The 16,833-nt window shown below is 51.9% G+C and carries 14 protein-coding genes; all 14 read right to left on the reverse strand.

Going from position 1 to position 16,833, the window contains the following annotated elements; translation table 11 throughout:
* Positions 1–75: 75 nt before the first annotated feature.
* Entirely contained in the window at positions 76–477 is a 402-nt protein-coding gene (locus tag EDM55_RS02835) for a VOC family protein (protein ID WP_092267807.1), read from the reverse strand.
* Positions 478–491: 14 nt separating this feature from the next.
* Entirely contained in the window at positions 492–1,421 is a 930-nt protein-coding gene (locus EDM55_RS02840) for an RluA family pseudouridine synthase (RefSeq protein WP_122959544.1), read from the reverse strand.
* Between the two features lie 83 nt (positions 1,422–1,504).
* Positions 1,505–1,960, reverse strand: coding sequence for a signal peptidase II (gene lspA, locus EDM55_RS02845; protein WP_092267805.1), 456 nt, complete (start codon positions 1,958–1,960; stop codon positions 1,505–1,507).
* 65 nt (positions 1,961–2,025) lie between these two features.
* Complete coding sequence (locus EDM55_RS02850) at positions 2,026–2,667, reverse strand: serine/threonine protein kinase (protein WP_122959545.1); 642 nt, start codon at positions 2,665–2,667, stop codon at positions 2,026–2,028.
* Between the two features lie 109 nt (positions 2,668–2,776).
* A complete protein-coding gene (locus EDM55_RS02855) occupies positions 2,777–4,204 on the reverse strand; it encodes a phosphoglucomutase/phosphomannomutase family protein (RefSeq protein WP_122959546.1) in 1,428 nt (475 codons plus the stop codon).
* Positions 4,205–4,220: 16 nt separating this feature from the next.
* Complete coding sequence (locus EDM55_RS02860; RefSeq protein ID WP_122959547.1) at positions 4,221–6,182, reverse strand: glycoside hydrolase family 15 protein; 1,962 nt, start codon at positions 6,180–6,182, stop codon at positions 4,221–4,223.
* 13 nt (positions 6,183–6,195) lie between these two features.
* The gene (locus EDM55_RS02865; protein WP_122959548.1) at positions 6,196–8,571 is read right to left on the reverse strand and encodes a sugar phosphate nucleotidyltransferase; all 2,376 of its coding nucleotides are present in this window, start codon (positions 8,569–8,571) and stop codon (positions 6,196–6,198) included.
* Positions 8,572–8,625: 54 nt separating this feature from the next.
* A complete protein-coding gene (locus EDM55_RS02870) occupies positions 8,626–11,481 on the reverse strand; it encodes a 1,4-alpha-glucan branching protein domain-containing protein (protein ID WP_122959549.1) in 2,856 nt (951 codons plus the stop codon).
* A 14-nt stretch (positions 11,482–11,495) separates the two neighbouring features.
* Positions 11,496–12,140 carry a DUF4912 domain-containing protein gene (locus EDM55_RS02875; RefSeq protein WP_092267799.1) on the reverse strand — a complete coding sequence of 215 codons (645 nt, stop codon included), beginning with the start codon at positions 12,138–12,140 and terminating at the stop codon, positions 11,496–11,498.
* Between the two features lie 391 nt (positions 12,141–12,531).
* Entirely contained in the window at positions 12,532–14,124 is a 1,593-nt protein-coding gene (locus EDM55_RS02880; protein WP_092267798.1) for a long-chain-fatty-acid--CoA ligase, read from the reverse strand.
* Between the two features lie 148 nt (positions 14,125–14,272).
* A complete protein-coding gene (locus EDM55_RS02885; protein ID WP_092267797.1) occupies positions 14,273–15,067 on the reverse strand; it encodes a DUF4247 domain-containing protein in 795 nt (264 codons plus the stop codon).
* Positions 15,068–15,079: 12 nt separating this feature from the next.
* Complete coding sequence (locus EDM55_RS02890; RefSeq protein WP_092267796.1) at positions 15,080–15,586, reverse strand: DUF4178 domain-containing protein; 507 nt, start codon at positions 15,584–15,586, stop codon at positions 15,080–15,082.
* A gap of 24 nt (positions 15,587–15,610) precedes the next feature.
* Positions 15,611–16,015, reverse strand: coding sequence for a DUF350 domain-containing protein (locus EDM55_RS02895; protein WP_092267795.1), 405 nt, complete (start codon positions 16,013–16,015; stop codon positions 15,611–15,613).
* A 95-nt stretch (positions 16,016–16,110) separates the two neighbouring features.
* The gene (locus EDM55_RS02900) at positions 16,111–16,776 is read right to left on the reverse strand and encodes a PspA/IM30 family protein (RefSeq protein WP_122959550.1); all 666 of its coding nucleotides are present in this window, start codon (positions 16,774–16,776) and stop codon (positions 16,111–16,113) included.
* Between the last annotated feature and the right edge of the window lie 57 nt (positions 16,777–16,833).

The following is a 16,833-nucleotide window of genomic DNA, read 5'->3' on the forward strand; positions in this document are numbered from 1 at the left end:
CGGTACAAAAAAACGCCAAGGATGATGGACGACCAATCTTCCCTAGCGTTTTCCTTTCCGCAGCTGTTTATGTAACTAGACAGAAGCAGTCTGAAGCAGCAAATATTGATTTCCGTAGAGGTCCGTAAATACCGCTTCGGTTCCGTACATGACATCATGTGGCTCTGTGAGAAAGGGAACGCCTTTTTGCCGGAAAGCTTCATACGTTCCTGCGAAGTCCTCTGTTTGCCATACCCACATCGGGTTTTTCCCTACCAGGGCAAGCATTTGGTCCGCTACTTCCTCACGATGCCAGTGCGTCGGATCGTGCAAGACGATTTCCACCTCTTGATTAGGCAAACCAATGGTCAGCCAACGAGAGCCGTTGTCCATCCGAGAGTCCATGCGCTTTTCAAAGCCAAGCTTTTCCGTATAAAACTGCAGAGCTTCTTCACAGTCACGCACATACAGCGTCACATGCGCCAGTTTCGTAAGCATCCGATCCCCTCGCTTTATGCTTGTTTGAGGAATGCAATAATGTCTGTCAAATCTTGCGGCAGATCAGCTTCAAATTCCAAATGCTCTCCCGTACGTGGATGCGTAAAGCCCAAAGTCTTGGCATGAAGCGCTTGACCATCCAGCTCCAGCGTATTCTTCGGTCCGTATTTGGGGTCTCCCGCCAGCGGATAGCCGATGTACTTCATGTGAACACGGATCTGGTGCGTTCTCCCTGTCTCCAGCTTGAGCTCGACCAAGGTAAATTCCTTGAACCGCTCCAGCACGATGAAATGAGTCACGGCAGGCTTGCTGTTTTCAAACACAACAGCCATTTGCTGACGATTTTTCGGATCGCGACCGATCGGGGCATCGATGGTTCCCATCTCATGCTGGATCACTCCATGGACGATGGCAACGTACGTGCGATTGACGGTATGCTCTTTTAACTGTTCCGCAAGTCCCATATGCGCCTTGTCGTTTTTCGCCACCATCAATAAACCTGAGGTGTCCTTATCAATGCGGTGTACAATCCCGGGACGCAGAACCCCGTTGATCCCGGACAAATCCTTGCAATGCGCCAGAAGTCCATTCACCAGTGTCCCGGAGTAATGACCAGGGGCTGGGTGCACGACGAGTCCACGCGGCTTGTTGACAACCACCACGTCCGAATCTTCATACACGATGTCCAGCGGCATGGATTCCGGTTGAATCGCCATTTCCTTTGGCGGTGGAACGCGCAGCGTAATTTCATCGTCCGCTTGCAGCTTGTAATTGTTTTTGACCGCCTCTCCATTTACGGTGACGCGTCCCTCTTTAATCCAAGCTTGTACCTGCGAACGGGACCAGTCATCATTTTGCAGGGTGATGTATTTGTCAATCCGTTCACTGTTGTCTGTAGAATCTGCCGTCCAATCGTAACGTTCAAATAATTGCGTGTCGTTCATCTATGTCTCCTCATTCCATTACTGTCCAGACAAACACTCGTTGTCCATACTAACGCTAGTATCCTCGAAAAAGATGCTTTCCATTACCGACCGTTCTTTCTTCCCTCAAGCAGTACATCCAGGAGCAAAACGACGACTCCGATGGTGATCGCCATATCTGCAACGTTGAAAATCGGGAAATTGATCAGCGTGAAGTCCAGGAAATCGACTACCTGGCCTGTTGTTGCGCGATCGATGAAATTGCCGACTGCGCCTCCCAAAACAAGAGATAAGGCAAGGGACACGCGCGGCTGCTTTTTGCCGATTCGGATCAGGGAGTAGATGATCCCGACGACAACCGCAAGTGTAATGATAATAAACAGCCAACGTTGGTTTTGCAAAATACCGAACGCAGCCCCCATGTTTCGATGGGACGTGAGATGAAAGACGTCCGCGATCAGCGGGATCGATTCTCCTCGTTCCATATGTTTTAATACCAGCTGCTTGGTCCACTGATCAAGCGCGATAATGATTACAGCAATGAGATAGTACAATGGGATGTCCTCCTTCGTCTGACTCAGGTCAGCCTAGCAGCATGTCAAATGTACATTTTACCACAGCAGAATTACTTGAACAAGCGCTTCCCTTTTTTATACAGCCGGTAGCCTTTGCGTATGGCATCCAGCACCCAGAGCGGGATTTTCCAGCCGCGATCCTTCATGAAAGGAAGGTAAATGCGGTAATACGCCTTGCGCAAATCTTTCCACTTGCTGTCCGGGATGTTTTTGTAATAATCCGAGACGTCAATCAAATACCCTCGCCCTTGATCCATCAGCACGTTTTTTCCGTGGACATCATGGGGGAAAAGTCCTTTCTTCCTGGCCTCAATCAATGCTTCCTCCACGTCCTCGATCACTTGTGGCAGAATCGGAATCCCAAAGCGGACACAGTCAAACAAGGAAATGCCATTGATCCGCTTTAAGACCAAGTATCCTGGCTCAGCATGATAACAAACGGGAAAGGAACGTGTCTCTCCCAGCCTGCGGTAGACATCCACTTCCTGCTCCCAGCCTGGACGCCCTGGCGCATACAGCTTGATCACGACACCCGGATAGTCGGGGTGGCCGAACACAGCCGCATAATTGCCCGTACCAACCAGCTCCCACGGATAAGGGGTATGCAGGACGACTACGGGATCGTCGGGTGACTGGCTTTTCAGTTTCACTTCCTGTAAAAAACTTTGCAAAACGTGATGATCAATACGCATAGGACCTCATCTCTACTTTTTCAGTGACTTCTACTCTTTGATTCTAGCAAAAGGAGAGGTCTAAAAAAAGAAAGAACCACGCTGATTTAAGCGGGTTCTGCTTCCTTTCTCACACATTAACCTCCAAAAACCAATCGCGGATCGATTCTTTCAACTTTTCCAGGGCGACCATGCTCGTAGCTTCACAATAGATGCGCACAAGCGGCTCTGTACCAGAGGGGCGAATCAAGACCCAATTCCCTTCGTCTAGAAGAAGCTTGATGCCATCCATCCGATTGATCGCTTTGACCGCAAAAGGTCCGACCTGCCGTGGAGGGGACGAAACCATTTCGCGAATCCATTCGTCTTTTTCCGGCAGCCGGATATCCAGTCGCGTGTGGAACAATTCGCCAAAGTGGTCGTATACGTCTCGGAGGATTTGGTCGATGCCTTTGCCTTCCACGGCGCACATTTCCGCCAAAAGCAAGTTGATCAGGACGCCATCCTTTTCCGGTATGTGTCCGTGAATGCTCGCTCCCCCGCTCTCTTCGCCCCCGATCAGGACATCGCCCTTCAGCATATGCTCCCCGATGTATTTAAAACCGACGGGCGTCTCCACAAGCTCCAGTCCGTAGCTTTCTGCCATGCGATCCAGCAGATGTGTCGTCGCTACTGTTCGGACGATTTTTCCAGAAAGCTTGCGGTTTTTGACGAGATGATAGGTGAGCAGCACAAGCACGCCATTTGGAGAAATGTACTGTCCGTAGCGGTCCACTGCTCCGAAGCGATCCGCATCTCCGTCATTTGCAAGACCGAGAGACGCTCCTCGGCTGACCACTTCTGTTTTCAGCAGGCTTAAATGCTTGTCATTGGGCTCCGGCAAATCTCCGCCGAATGCCGCGTCCGGCGTCTCCCGAATCCCTACATTTTTCACACCTGCCTCTGTCAAAAGACCTGTCACGTATCCCATCCCTGCTCCGTGCATGGCATCCACGACGACCTCCAGAGAGGAGCTTCTCAGCGCATCCAACTGCACCAATCTGCGCAAATGCGATTCATAGTGCGGGCGCAAGACGATCACCTGGAGTCTTTTGTCAGCCTTTGCCTCTGCGAGCGAGATCGTTTTCACTTCTCCCGTCTCCTGGATGACCGAGATCCATTCTTCCAGCCTTTTCGTGATGACAGGAGTAGCTGGACCTGCGTAATGCGGAATGTACTTCATCCCGTTGTACTCGGGCGGATTGTGGCTGGCGGTGATCATGATGGCTCCACTCGCCGCGAAGTGTTTGACCCCAAAGGCAACAGCTGGTGTCGGTGCTGCTTCGTTTACCAGATAGGTGCGAATCTGGTTGGCAGTAAGGACGCTAACGACTTCCTCCGCAAACCTGCGCCCCAAAAATCGGGTGTCGTGACCGACGAGGATCGGCTGTTCCTGCTGCCCCATCTCTATTGTATAGCGGGCAATCGCCTGGGCGACAATGCGCACGTTTTCCACCGTAAATTCATCAGCTACGATTGCACGCCATCCATCTGTACCGAAGCGAATCGCTCTTTTCATCTTCTCTCTCCTCTCATTACCGCAGCTCGTTTACTTTTTCCAAATAGCGAAGTACCGTTGCGACATAGGTAGCATGAGACCAGGTGAGCGGGGCTACGGACACGGGCGCACCTGTATAGGGATCGAGCTGTTCGGATAGCACACCACTTTGCAGGGCATGGCTCACGACCCAGGAAAGGCGCTTTTTGGGCTCCTCTAGTTCTTCCAGCGTCCGAGCCTTGGCGATCTCCCAATCGGCGACCCACAGCGTGCAAATGATCCACGGATTGCCCGGAACCTTCGCTGTATCATGCGATTTTTTAAAATAGTAGTCTCCCTGATAGCGGGCAAATCCCCCGACCTCTGTATCCACCCGCAAGCTGCGCTTCACGGCTTCCATCGTGCTTGCCACACGGGGATCGTCCGCCGGGAGCACGCCAAGAGCAAAGATGGAGAACAAGCTGCTTTCCACCGTAAAATCCTTCTCGACACGCCCATCCTGGCGCAGGTAGATTCCTCGCAGGAACCTGCCGAGGTCCGCATCGTACAGATGCTTCAGCATGGCTTCGCGAATGCGCTCTGCTCCCTCGTCGTAGCGTTTGAAGCGGCGATCATCCCCGAAAAGCTGCGCGAATCTTGCCGCTGCTTTGAGACCAGCAAAAACAGTTGCGCTGGTAAACGTAAAGATGCCTCTGCGCTCCTCCCACAAGTCGTAGCTCGGTTTGGGAAGCTGGTAAGCTGGCTCGATGTACTGGAGTAAAAAGCGTGCTGCCGGTCGGACGAGAGTCGGGTACAAGGCCTGACAATCCTCCAGCTGCTTGCCGCTTTTGTATTGCTCCCACAGGGCATGCAGGACCAGCGCTGTCTCGTCCTCCTGAATCGGCAGCTGAATTTCTCCATCCACGATATACGGATGCCAGCTGGAGCCTACCGACCCGTCCGGATTGTACTTGTGCAGCAGATAGCCATCCTCATTGAGAGCATCGGCACAAAAACGGAAGAAAGGAGCGACTGTGCCGGTGTAGCCTGCCTTTGCCATAGCGCAAGCAATCAGGGCTCCGTCACGCGGCCACATGTAGCTGTAGTGGTCGCGATTGTATTGCAAAATATCGGAATCATTGGCTGCAAGAATGGCGCCGTTGTTGTCAATCTGCGTTCGTACCAATAGCAGACTGGTCTTGTACAGATTGACAACACTCTCTGGCAGGTCGGCGAAATCCCGTTCCTCTTTGTTCACCCAACGCTGCCAGTAGACGGCGACCCGATTCAAGAGGCGCTCCGGATCACTCTCGAGAACGTACTGATTGAGCGTTTTCACTGCCTCGTAGGAATCGCCGATACACATCCAGTAATCGAGCGTTTTTTCCTCCTGCGGCGCAAGCATCAAGCGAAAGGAAATCGTGCTGTCCACGGAGCCTTGGGCGATTGGATTGCCTGACAGAATGCCATCCTCTGCATCCCGCCAGGTCCCTTCCGCATAGTTGAAGCGTTTGATTCCGACGCTGAATTGCTCAATTCCGCTCTCTGACGTCCTGCCGTTGACCATGATGTACACATTTCGTTTATAGTGATATACGGTGCGCTGCACAGGGTCGTACACGGCCGTATCCCCGACTTCTGTCTCATTGATGCTGAAATCGTGGTTGAAAAACAGCCGTACCTCCCGCGCCTCACTGGTGAGATTGCGCACGTGAATTCTCTTCAAATAGATCGGATCCCGCTGATGCACGCCGTCTGCGATCCGCAGTGAAAGCCCCAAATGCTCGTGCTGGGCATGGACGTCGGTCACGAGCGATTCCTTGCCGTAACCAAGAGTACGCTGCCAGCCATCCTCATCCAGCCAGGAAAACCGTCCCTGTACCCAAACGCCCAGCTTGCTGAAGTGCCCACCCACATGATTCAGCTGCCCTACATAGGGATAGTAGAGATCGCGCATGTGAAGCCTGTCGTCAAAATTGATCAGCAGTCTTCCGTTTCCGACCACGAGGGGTCTCGGCATGCACTCACTTCCTTTATTGGTATTCCGCGATGCGTCTTGCATAGGAGGACGCCAATATCGCGGCTGTCTCTGCTGTTGCGCCTTGGGAAATGACTTTGACGTGAGAATCTTCTGTGTCCGGCAGGATCAGGACCCAGCCATTGGAATCGTAAACTTTGATCCCGTCCACAAGCTCCAGCGGCTTCCCTTTGTTTTCCTCCAGCATTTTGCGCATTACTTTTCCTTTGGAAGCCCATGGGCAAAACACGGTCTTTTTTTCCATGTGGCACGCAGGTAAAAGCTCGAGCAGCAAGCTGAGTGGTTTTTCTTCCTTTGCCAGATACGAGAGGGTCCGCATCAGGCTATACACCGCGTCGAACATCGGGTGGAAGCGTTCCTCTGGTGCGACTTCCATCATGGCTCTCGGCGTGACCTTGGTGCGTACGACCTTTAGCTGCAGCAGCTGTGCGAGATGCTCCAGCTCCATCGGCGCGCTGACAGGCAGCCCGATTTTGCTGTGCTGACCACTGCATGCCAATAGCTGCAGCGCGATCAGCTGTTCGGCCGAGAGTTTTTCTCCACGGTCGGAGAACAGCGCTATCTGCTCGCCATTTTTATCCAGCCGGACTCCGAGGTCTGCCCCTTGCTTGCTCACCCCTGACTGGATCGCTCCGTACTGTACCGTTACACCGAGCGATTCGAATAATGGGGCAAGGAAGGTAGGCATGAACCGCGGTTCGCACTCGACCAGCAGCCGGAATCGCTGACGCTGGATACTTGCCAAATCGATTCTTTCCATCAGAGCGCGCAAATACGCCTGCTGCACTTGATGCTCCACATGCAGCTCACCTAGATGATGCAGGGTGCGCACATACGTCTCCTGCCAGTATGCATTTTCGATTTTTCTTTCCATATCTCGTGAAACGGGCAGTCCATCCTGATCGACAAATTGAATGACGATCTCCTTTTCCTCTACGGGTTCGGCCATGTAGACGTGAATCCCGCCGACGCATTGCAAGCCACGCACCCCATATCGCATCAAGGGAGCATTGCCTATCCCGAAATCAATCGTGTCGATCCCGGATGAGCAAAGGCTGGTCATGATGCTGTGCTTGAGCAGCTGGGCAAACGGATGCGTGCAAGCAGAGAGCGCAATTCGGCTTCCCGCTTTCAGCAAATAGGCGTACGATGCTGCCAGACGTGTGACAAACTCAGGCGTGATCTCGACGTTTCCGATTCCTTTGATGCCATTCGTGCCAAACAGATTTTTCGTCTGCTTCGCACCGTAGATCAAGGATGTGCTGACAGTTGCGCTCTCGCCGACCTCTTTGTCCGGCCAGATTTTCACGCCTGCCTTCACGACAGATTTGGCAGCGAGATGGCAATTATCCCCGATCACGGCCCCTTCTCCCATCAGCACCGACTGGGCAATCTGTACATTCCGGCAAATTGTCGCTCCCGTCATCTCCGTCTTCTTCCCGACCAATGTGTTTTCCCAAATGATGGCACGGGAAAGCTGAGCTCCTGTGGCGACCACCGTGTTGCTTCCCAGAACGGAGTAGGCACCGATCGAGGCACCTGCCTGCAGATGAACGTTTTCCCCGATGAAAACGGGACCTTCCAGTCGTACGGAGGAATCAATCCGCACATGATTTTCGAAGTAAATACGTGGGGCGATTTCTTGTGCCTTGATTTCGAGATCGACTTTTCCATCCAACATGTCAAACTGTGCCTGGCGATAGACCGCCAGCGAACCGATGTCGGACCAATATCCGTCCGCCGAATAACCGTACATCGGTTTTCCTTCACTTAAAAAGGTTGGGAAGACTTCCTTGCTAAAATCGACTTCCCGGTTGTCTTCAATATAAGAAAGTACCTCAGGCTCGCATACGTAGATACCCGTGTTCACCGTGTCGCTGAACACCTCTGCCCACGTCGGCTTTTCGAGGAAACGAATAATCCGTCCGCTTTCATCGGTCATCACAACTCCGAATTCCAAAGGCGTCTCGACCTGTGTCAGAACCAGCGTAGCCAATGCTTCTTTTTCTTCATGAAAGGAGATCGCCGCAGACAAATCCATATCGGTTAACGTATCGCCGCTGATGACGATAAAGCGCTCATCGAGAAAGTCGGCGCAGTTTTTTACACTGCCTGCCGTACCGAGTGGAGTCGTCTCTTCAAAATAAACCAGAGATACCCCATACGCAGAACCGTCACCAAAATAATTTCGGATCGCATCCGGCAAAAATTGCAAGGTTACGGCAATTTCCGTGATTCCATGCTTTTTCAGTAAATCGATGGTGTACTCCATGCATGGGCGATTAAGTAATGGCACCATTGGTTTTGGAGTGTGAGATGTTAACGGACGTAGACGGGTTCCCCTCCCGCCAGCCATGATCACTGCTTTCATCGATAATTCCTCTCCTTCTTGGGTGCTGACATCTCGGTGCCCTCTTGGGTCTTTTTATGTCGCAGTTGCCGTCCACTTTGAAGCGATAGTAAATTGGTGATACAATTCCGCTGTTTGTGCGGCTAGCTTCGCCCAGTCGTAGTTTTGCTGGACGTCTGCTTTGGCTCTTTGTGCCAGTTTGTGACGCATGTCAGGGTCGCTCAACAGCCAGCGTAGTTGATCCACTAACGAATCGACATGCCCGGCATACATCATCGCGCCATTCTCCCCATGTCTGACAATCTCCCGTAGGCCGCCCGTGTCAGCCACAAGCAATGGCGTACCAAATGCCATCGCTTCGAGTGCCACAATCCCGAAAGGCTCATACAGACTAGGGAACACAGCTACATCTGCCATACGGAACAGCTGATTCCTCCGCTCGTCGTGGACAAAGCCGAGAAAGCGCACTTTGTCAACTATGTGCAATTGCTCCGACAGGCTCATGAGCTCAGCTGCGCTCGGGCCTTTTCCTGCTATGACGACTCGCACATCTGGAAACTCCCAAGCCAAACGGGATACGGCCTCCAGAAGCAAGTGCACACCTTTTTCACGTACCAGCCGCCCCACGAAAAACAGGATCGGACCCTCTCCTAGGGAAAGCTCCTGTCGAAGCTCTGCCTCCTGAACAGACGTGTCTTCCGGAAGCTCTACGCCGTTGTAAATGACCTGGATCTTTTCATCGGGGACGCCAAACAGCTTCTGGACTTCTCCCCGCATGTAGTGACTGCATACAATGACATGATCCGACACGCTCACAAGCGCGTGCTCACTCTCGTGAATCCGCTGCTGAAGCGGCGTGTGGATTCCTTGATGACGCCCATGCTCCAGCGCGTGGATCGTCGTAATCAGCGGAATCGCCATTCGCTCCTTTATTTCCATAGCAGCCCAGCTAACCAGCCAATCATGCCCGTGAACGATGTCGACACGCAGTCCTTCCCTGCTGAGTTGCTCTGCTTTATCGACCATGGCCAGATTCAACTGGAACACCCACTGCAAAAAGTCGCCTTGCTCGGATCCTGCGTAGCCGTTTAAGCGATGGACGTAAATGCCATCCACCATCTCCTGTCCGGCCTCTGCGTGAGCTGCTGCTGTCAGCACATGGACCTCTGTTCCCTGCCGCACGAGTTCACGGGCCAAGTCAAACACAGCCCTTCCCAGACCACCTACGACATGAGGAGGAAATTCCCAGCTGAGCATCAATACCTTTCGCTTCGCTTGCTGATAATCCGTTGCCGCCACCATTTGATGCGATACGTTCACTCTATGCGAATGAAATGGCAGATAGTACGACTCATCCATTGTCGGAAAGATGGGATAAGCCTTCTCCATTTCAACGAGTCTGGCGTCATTTTGTTGATCCGTATGAATCATGTCCAACAACTCTCGCAGCCTGACCAAATGATCGTGAAAGCGTCGCACAGCATAATCCACTACCGTCTGTCCATCGAGGATAAATGCCCAGTCACTGCTCTGTGCCAGCATCAATTCCCGCGCTGCCTGCTTCAAGCATCGACTGACCCATGCGTCCTTTTTGACGTTCTGTCCTTTTGCGATTTCGCAACTATGTACAGCTGCAATCAGATCTCGTTCTGCCTGATGCAAATGACGGTACATCCAGCCGTTTTTCTCGTTCAGCCAGACCTCACCATAGCCATTTCGTCCCCATGTGGACATAGGCAAGCGTGCTCGATCCTGCGCAGGGTATTTTGCCAAATATTCGGAAGGGGTAATCAATTGCACGTGCTGGGAGTCGCATACGGTTTTTCGCAGCAAAAAGTCGAGGAACAGCGGACCTTCATACCACCAATGACCGAAAAGCTCTGCATCATAGGTAGCTACCACAAGCGGCTCACGATCCAGCCAGGAAGATGCTTCTTCTACCTGTCTCTCCCGATGGTAGAGGAAGTGACCTGCATGCGATGCTGCCTTTTCCCGCGCCCAATCCGGCTCATACCAATCCTTCTGCCCTGTTTTCCCGGTGATCCGGTAATATTTCAGCCCTGTATTTACGCGGATCCCCTCTGGATGAATATAGGGAGCGATGTAATCCATTTCCCGGTCGAAACCGATATCGCGGTAATACTCCCGATAGTCGTAGTCGCCCGGATAGCCGTCAAACGAGCTCCACACTTGCCGGGAAGCCTGTTCATCTCTGGCAAAGGCAGCGACATCATAAGGAGTCTGCAGCGGCGCGTACAGTCCTCTCATCGGAGTAGGTGTAGCGTGCGAAATCGTGTGACTATCGACGAAGAAGTAATGGAGTCCCACCTCTTTCAGCAAACGATCCAGTCCTGGAGTAAACCCGCACTCTGGCAGCCATATCCCGTTTGGCCGTTTTCCGAGGATTCGTTCATGTGTTTCGATCCCCGCCAAGAGCTGGGCGCGTATGGCTTCTTCTGTTTCTACATAGGGAAGGAAGGCGTGGGTGGCCGCGCAAGTGATCAGCTCGAGGCAGCCGCTCTCCTGCGCGCGCTTGAGTCCGGAAATCAGTTGAAAGTCTAGCTTGCGGCAGTAAGTGGCGATCTCACGAAACCGTTCGAGGTACATCTTTGCGACACGGTTCTCCCTAGGAGCATTCATGGTTCGCTTTACTTCTTTGCCAGCCAGTTCAACAGTCTTGGCGAGATGCGTTTGAAATCGGGACTGAATCAGTTCATCATCAATCATGGATAATAGCGTGGGGGAAACAGCAAGGGTCATGCGAAAATCGATTCCGTCTGCGAGCAGCTTGTCGAACACCATGAGCAAGGGGAGATAGGTTTCCAGCATGGCTTCGTATACCCAGCGCTCTTCCAGGTAATCGTCCCGCTCCCCGTGTCTTACATAGGGCAGATGAGCATGCAACACGAGGGAGAGATAACCGTTGTTCACCGATGACACCTCACTTATTTGTTTGATTTCATATAGAGGGAATAAGAGGAGAAGTTCTCAAACCACGACGGGGTGTTCCCTTCCGGGGCTGGTTCAATCAGTGGCTCACCCCAAGTGGCTTTTGTATTTCGCGGTGTTTCCACCGGTTCTGAGCGAAGGATGGGACAAAATCGTCCATGATCGTACAAACCGAAATCTACCAGATACGTGCGGCCAGGGTTCACATCGCGTACGTACCAGGATTGTGCATCCTCCTGGACGTGCACATCCTGAATGGAATGGGCGTTTTGTCCGGTAAAGATCCGGTCCGTTACATCGTAGATGCGAAGGCCTTTTTGAATGTGGCGGTAATCAGCCTGCAAATAGGAGGCGACCATTCTCATGCGAGGCCACGTAATTTCCCAATACACAAATAATACCGTTGGCCCTTGTGCCATAGCCTTGACGAGATCACGCCCGTAAAATGTCGGGAGACGCCACTCCCGCTCCTGTCGATGCAAAGACTCTTTCGGCGTCGGTTTTTGGGCGCTGGTTTCTGTCGGTTTAGCTCTTTCCTTTTGCAGCTGGTACTTGACCTGTCCGATGGTTAACCCGCATTCTGCTGCAATCTGCGCAATCGACTTGGATTGCGACCGTAGTTCGAGTATTTTTTCCAGCATCGCTGAGCACTCCCTTCCGCCATTTTCCTATCTGCCTGCTGGCCATTGCCTTTTGCGTAAGCACAATGTCATCATAGCCAATGCCCGCAACAAAAACTGTCGAATACTGGGTGCATATCCCTTCTTCTTTTGTCGATAAACGATCATGTTTTCGTCAACGAAGTCCAAATCTCGAGGCGAATCGAATGGTAATCGCTTTCACACGTCGAACATTCGTCTATTTTCATCTTACAAACTCCCTAACCGATAGATTCATTCCTTTATGAAATACATGTTGGCTGCTTTCAAAGTGACCATGAATGCAAGCGCTCTCTATTTTTTCTAGCTCCTTTCGCACACAAAAAAGCCGATCCCCCAAATGGGAGCATCGACTTTGCCTTTTGTGGACTTTTCAATTGACCAGTTTGCCTTTTTCCTGCCAGAATGGCTGTCTGAGCTCGACTTTTCGTATTTTACCCGAGGCGGTCTTCGGAAGTTCATTTACGATGCTGAAGCCTTTTGGGCATTTGAAGGCAGCCATCTTCTCCCGGCAAAAACGATCCAACTCGTCGCCATCGAGAATGGTCCCTGGCCTAAGGACAACGATAGCGTACGGGACTTCCCCCCATTTTTCATGTGGCACAGAAATAACCGCCGCTTCCAATATTCCCGGATGCTCGTACAGCAAACCTTCCACCTCGATGGAGGAAATGTTCTCCCCTCCACTGATGATAATATCCTTTTTACGGTCGACGATATCGATGTAGCCTTCTGCGTCAACCGTCGCCATGTCACCCGTATGGTACCAGCCGTTCACGATCGCGGCGGCCGTTGCCTCGGACTGCTTCCAATAGCCCTCCATGACCATGTTCCCTCGTGCGATAACCTCCCCGATACTCTCTCCGTCTTTGGGCACATCCCGATCCTCATCGTCCACGACACGAATCTCTACATTATGCATGGGAATCCCGGCCTTTGCTTTCATGCGGAAACGCTTTTCCTCGCTCTCTTGGAGCAAGTGATGCTTGATCGGAGATACGGTGATCAGAGGAGCACATTCTGTCATTCCGTAGACCTGCAAAAACTCCCAACCCAGCTGCTGTTCAACCGTACGTACAAAAGCTGTAGGCGGAGCTGAGCCAGCGATGACTACTCGCATCGGTCCAGTGGTTTTGTCTTCCACAAAGCGTGGTTCATTGATCAGCATGTTCAGGACGGTCGGAGCCATGCAGGCCACCGTCACTCCTTCTTTTTTCATCAGGGAGTGGATCAGCGGCGGATCAATCTTGCGCAGCATGACGTGCTTGGCCCCTACTGCGGTAAACGAAAAGGGAGTTCCCCACCCGTTCACATGAAAGATCGGCAGCGTATGCAAAAGAACATCACTATCATTTGCCCCTAGATGGAACATCGTATTCTGCATATTGAAGTACAGCGTCCGGTGCGAGTGCATGACCCCTTTTGGCTTGCCAGTCGTGCCACTGGTGTAGAGGATCGTGGCGAGATCGGTTTCTGCGATTTCGTTTATGCACGGCTCTGTGCTCTCTGCGGCGAGCAGGTCTGAATAAGACTCCCACCCATCACGTGTGGCTGGTCGTCCATCTACAGGCATGACTACGAAGGAAGTCACGGTCGTTAGCGACTCAACAATCGGCTCCACCAGCGGAATAAGCTCATCGTCTGCAAAAAACAGCTTCGCCTCTGCATGCTCGATGATGTACAAATAGTCGTGTGGCAGCAGTCTGGTATTTAAGGGAACGACAACCGCCCCGAGTTGAAAGCAAGCATAAAACAGCTGCAGCATCGCCGCTGTATTGGGAGATAGAACCGCTACGCGATCCCCCTTCTCCACGCCCATCCGTGTCATGACACGGGCAAGCTGATGCACTTCCTCCTGAAATTGCCGATACGTCCAGCTGCGCTCGCCTTCTATGACCGATTCTACCTCCGGGTAAAGCAGGGCGGCACGGCGCAAGGTATCATCCATCCGCAAAGCAACATGCATAAGTATCGATCCCTTCATTTGGTACTTTACCCATAGACTAGCAAGCCATCTGGATAAAAGTCAATTCACTTTTCTGAATTAACAGATAATATATTCCATAAAAAGACACGTCACGGATTCACTCGCCTGTAACGTGTCTTCTCTGTTTCTATCTCCGTTTCGTGATCCGTCCAAATCCACCCGTTTTCGTACGCGGGGGTGAATTGCTCTTCGGGGAAGAAAAGATAGAAGAGCGCTTAGGTGCGACGGAGCTGCTGGAGCTCGATGAAGAGCTGCTGGAGTTTCGGATAATTTTACCTGAACTGCTTTTCGACGGCTCGACTTGCTTCTTGAGGATATTTCCGTCAGACCCAACCGAGGAATCTGAATTTTTCGCGGTGCTTCCCCGCTTGATGATGCTTCCTTTGCCAGAAGTCGTGACTGGTGGAGCTGCTTTTTTCTCTTCGGCTGTTGGTACGTGATACGTTCCAGATGGCTTGTAGATATCCTTGCTCGAATAGCCTCGATAGCTGCCCTTATAGCTCTTTTTGTGCCCATCGAACAGATCATCGAGGACGCTGGCTAAAATGTAGCCCTGCAAGAAAGAAGAATCGTAGTTGTTGCGCACGTATTCCTTCGTATCAATCTCAATCAGCGTATCGGATGGCTTCGCTGCATCCTGCTGAAGGTGATAGACTTCATTCGGGTAAATGAGGAACATGTGCTGCGAGTCTTCTTTGGATATTTCATCCGGCGTATTTTGATCGGCAAGCTCTTTCGCCACTACCGGTACCGACTTGTTTTCTGCACGATAGACGCGCGAAGTTTGTCCCTGGTCCTTGGAGGATACCGATTCAAGCGGGTACGTGTCTCCTACGGACGGACTTCCACACCCGGCAAGCGTAAGCAGGAACAAGGCGGGAAGCAGCATGAGCTTGATTGATTTCATCCATTTTTGTGGCATTCCCACACCTCCTTACGTCCCGCGTAAGACCTGCACGTCCGCTGGAAGAACGGGCTCTCCCTCGTACAGCATAAACCTGCCGTCCTGCCATTCAATCCGCAGCAGTTGACGTCCATCTGATTGAAATTGCCAGATGTACTGCTCTCCGGAAGCCTGGAACGGCGTTTTCCCTACGACATTGATCCTGCCCGTATACTGCTCCTCCAAGTGATAGCTGATGTCGTCCATTTCAATGGTACTCGGCACTTCCTCTACCGATTCCAGGCGGCCATCAATGACACTGTAGAGGTGGAAAATAGTGCGCTCCCGCTCTTCGATATACAGGTAGCGAATGGTGTTTCCGTCTTGCAGGGTGAGCATCGTTGCCTTGCGACTGTGATTTTGCGCTTTTCCCGTCACCTGGTAGGTCACGAGCGATACTTCGACCACATCTGACGGCCCCACTGTCAGGATGCTTTTTTCCTGCACGGGCGGCTCAGGCTTGGCGAATATATTTTGAATCCGTTTGAACAAACTCATGGTCGTACTCCCTCCTGCCTGAAATTACAGGCATGCTGCCAGGATCAGGGCACCCACGATATGGAAGGCCCCTGCGAGCAGTGCATGTGCCACTTTTCCTTGCTTGACCCCTTCCTCCAGATCGAATCCTGCCCCGATGCGAAACACGATTTCCACGATCCTCTCCAAAAGGAACAAAATGATGAATGATACCACAGATGCCAGCAAGGCGGTCCACAAGTCATTGGAGTTGAGAATCGATTGAGACAAGATATATCCTTGCGCAAACAGCTTCATCACAAAGCGGGTCGTCACTGCGATATTTCCGTTTTTCATCTCGGTCATATCCTTGTACTTTGTAAACAAGGAATCGACCCACATCAGCACAAACAGCAAGATCGCTCCTGCGCCCGTCCATACCAGCATGGCTAATACTTCTACCCACGTCACCGTGTCATTCCCCCCACATAAACAATCCGTTTCTTCAATCGTCGTCTTTTTCGAGCCAACCTTGGAGAAAAAAAGGGGGAACCGCTAAGAGCGGCTTACCCCTCGTATTTTTTCATCAACGCTGCGAGTTCGTCCTCGACCTGCTGATCCTTGTTCAGCTCCGCAATTTCCTCATCCAAGGATTTGCCTTTTTTGTAGATTTCTCCACTGGCCTCTGCCTCTGCCTCGAGCTGCAGCGCTTTGTCTTCCATGCGTTTGAGGCCTGACATCGCAGAGTTGGAATCGAAGCCTGCCATCGCCTGGTTGATGGTCTTTTGGGCTTTTGCTGCATTCACGCGAGCAACCAGCGTCTCGCGTTTGTTTTTAAGCTCAGTCACCTGTTTCTTCATCTCAGCCAGCTTGTCGCGCAACGCATCAGCTGCTGCCTTGTTTTTCTCGTAAGCATCCTTGTATTCGTTCATTTTTTGCTCAGTTGTTTTTTTCTCTTCCAGCGCTCGGCGTGCCAGCTCGATATTCTTCGCCTGAGCGGCGATGTGCGCCTGTTCGTCGCGCTTTTTCACCAAAGCTTCCTGCTCTTCATACAGCACCTTGAATTTCTTTTCCAGAGCAATTTGGGCTGCGACCGCTTTTTCTGCCTCTTCCAGGTCTTCCTGCATATCACGCAGATATTGGTCGGTCATTTTAATGGGATCTTCTGCCTTTTCGATGAGGGCATACAGATTGGACATCGTCAAATCACGCAGTCTTTTAAAAATGGACATGGTATTTCCTCCTTCAGTACCTTCACTGGATAGTACGGCTATTGTCGGTAGCCGAAC

The organism is Brevibacillus centrosporus (assembly GCF_003710815.1).
Taxonomy (GTDB): Bacteria; Bacillota; Bacilli; order Brevibacillales; family Brevibacillaceae; genus Brevibacillus; species Brevibacillus centrosporus.

Coding starts and splice junctions, on each gene's coding strand:
- EDM55_RS02835 (WP_092267807.1), bottom strand. CDS start 477: ATGCTTACGAAACTGGCGCATGTGACGCTGTATGTGCGTGACTGTGAA.
- EDM55_RS02840 (WP_122959544.1), bottom strand. CDS start 1,421: ATGAACGACACGCAATTATTTGAACGTTACGATTGGACGGCAGATTCT.
- EDM55_RS02850 (WP_122959545.1), bottom strand. CDS start 2,667: ATGCGTATTGATCATCACGTTTTGCAAAGTTTTTTACAGGAAGTGAAA.
- EDM55_RS02855 (WP_122959546.1), bottom strand. CDS start 4,204: ATGAAAAGAGCGATTCGCTTCGGTACAGATGGATGGCGTGCAATCGTA.
- EDM55_RS02860 (WP_122959547.1), bottom strand. CDS start 6,182: ATGCCGAGACCCCTCGTGGTCGGAAACGGAAGACTGCTGATCAATTTT.
- EDM55_RS02865 (WP_122959548.1), bottom strand. CDS start 8,571: ATGAAAGCAGTGATCATGGCTGGCGGGAGGGGAACCCGTCTACGTCCG.
- EDM55_RS02875 (WP_092267799.1), bottom strand. CDS start 12,140: ATGCTGGAAAAAATACTCGAACTACGGTCGCAATCCAAGTCGATTGCG.
- EDM55_RS02880 (WP_092267798.1), bottom strand. CDS start 14,124: ATGCATGTTGCTTTGCGGATGGATGATACCTTGCGCCGTGCCGCCCTG.
- EDM55_RS02885 (WP_092267797.1), bottom strand. CDS start 15,067: ATGCCACAAAAATGGATGAAATCAATCAAGCTCATGCTGCTTCCCGCC.
- EDM55_RS02890 (WP_092267796.1), bottom strand. CDS start 15,586: ATGAGTTTGTTCAAACGGATTCAAAATATATTCGCCAAGCCTGAGCCG.
- EDM55_RS02900 (WP_122959550.1), bottom strand. CDS start 16,776: ATGTCCATTTTTAAAAGACTGCGTGATTTGACGATGTCCAATCTGTAT.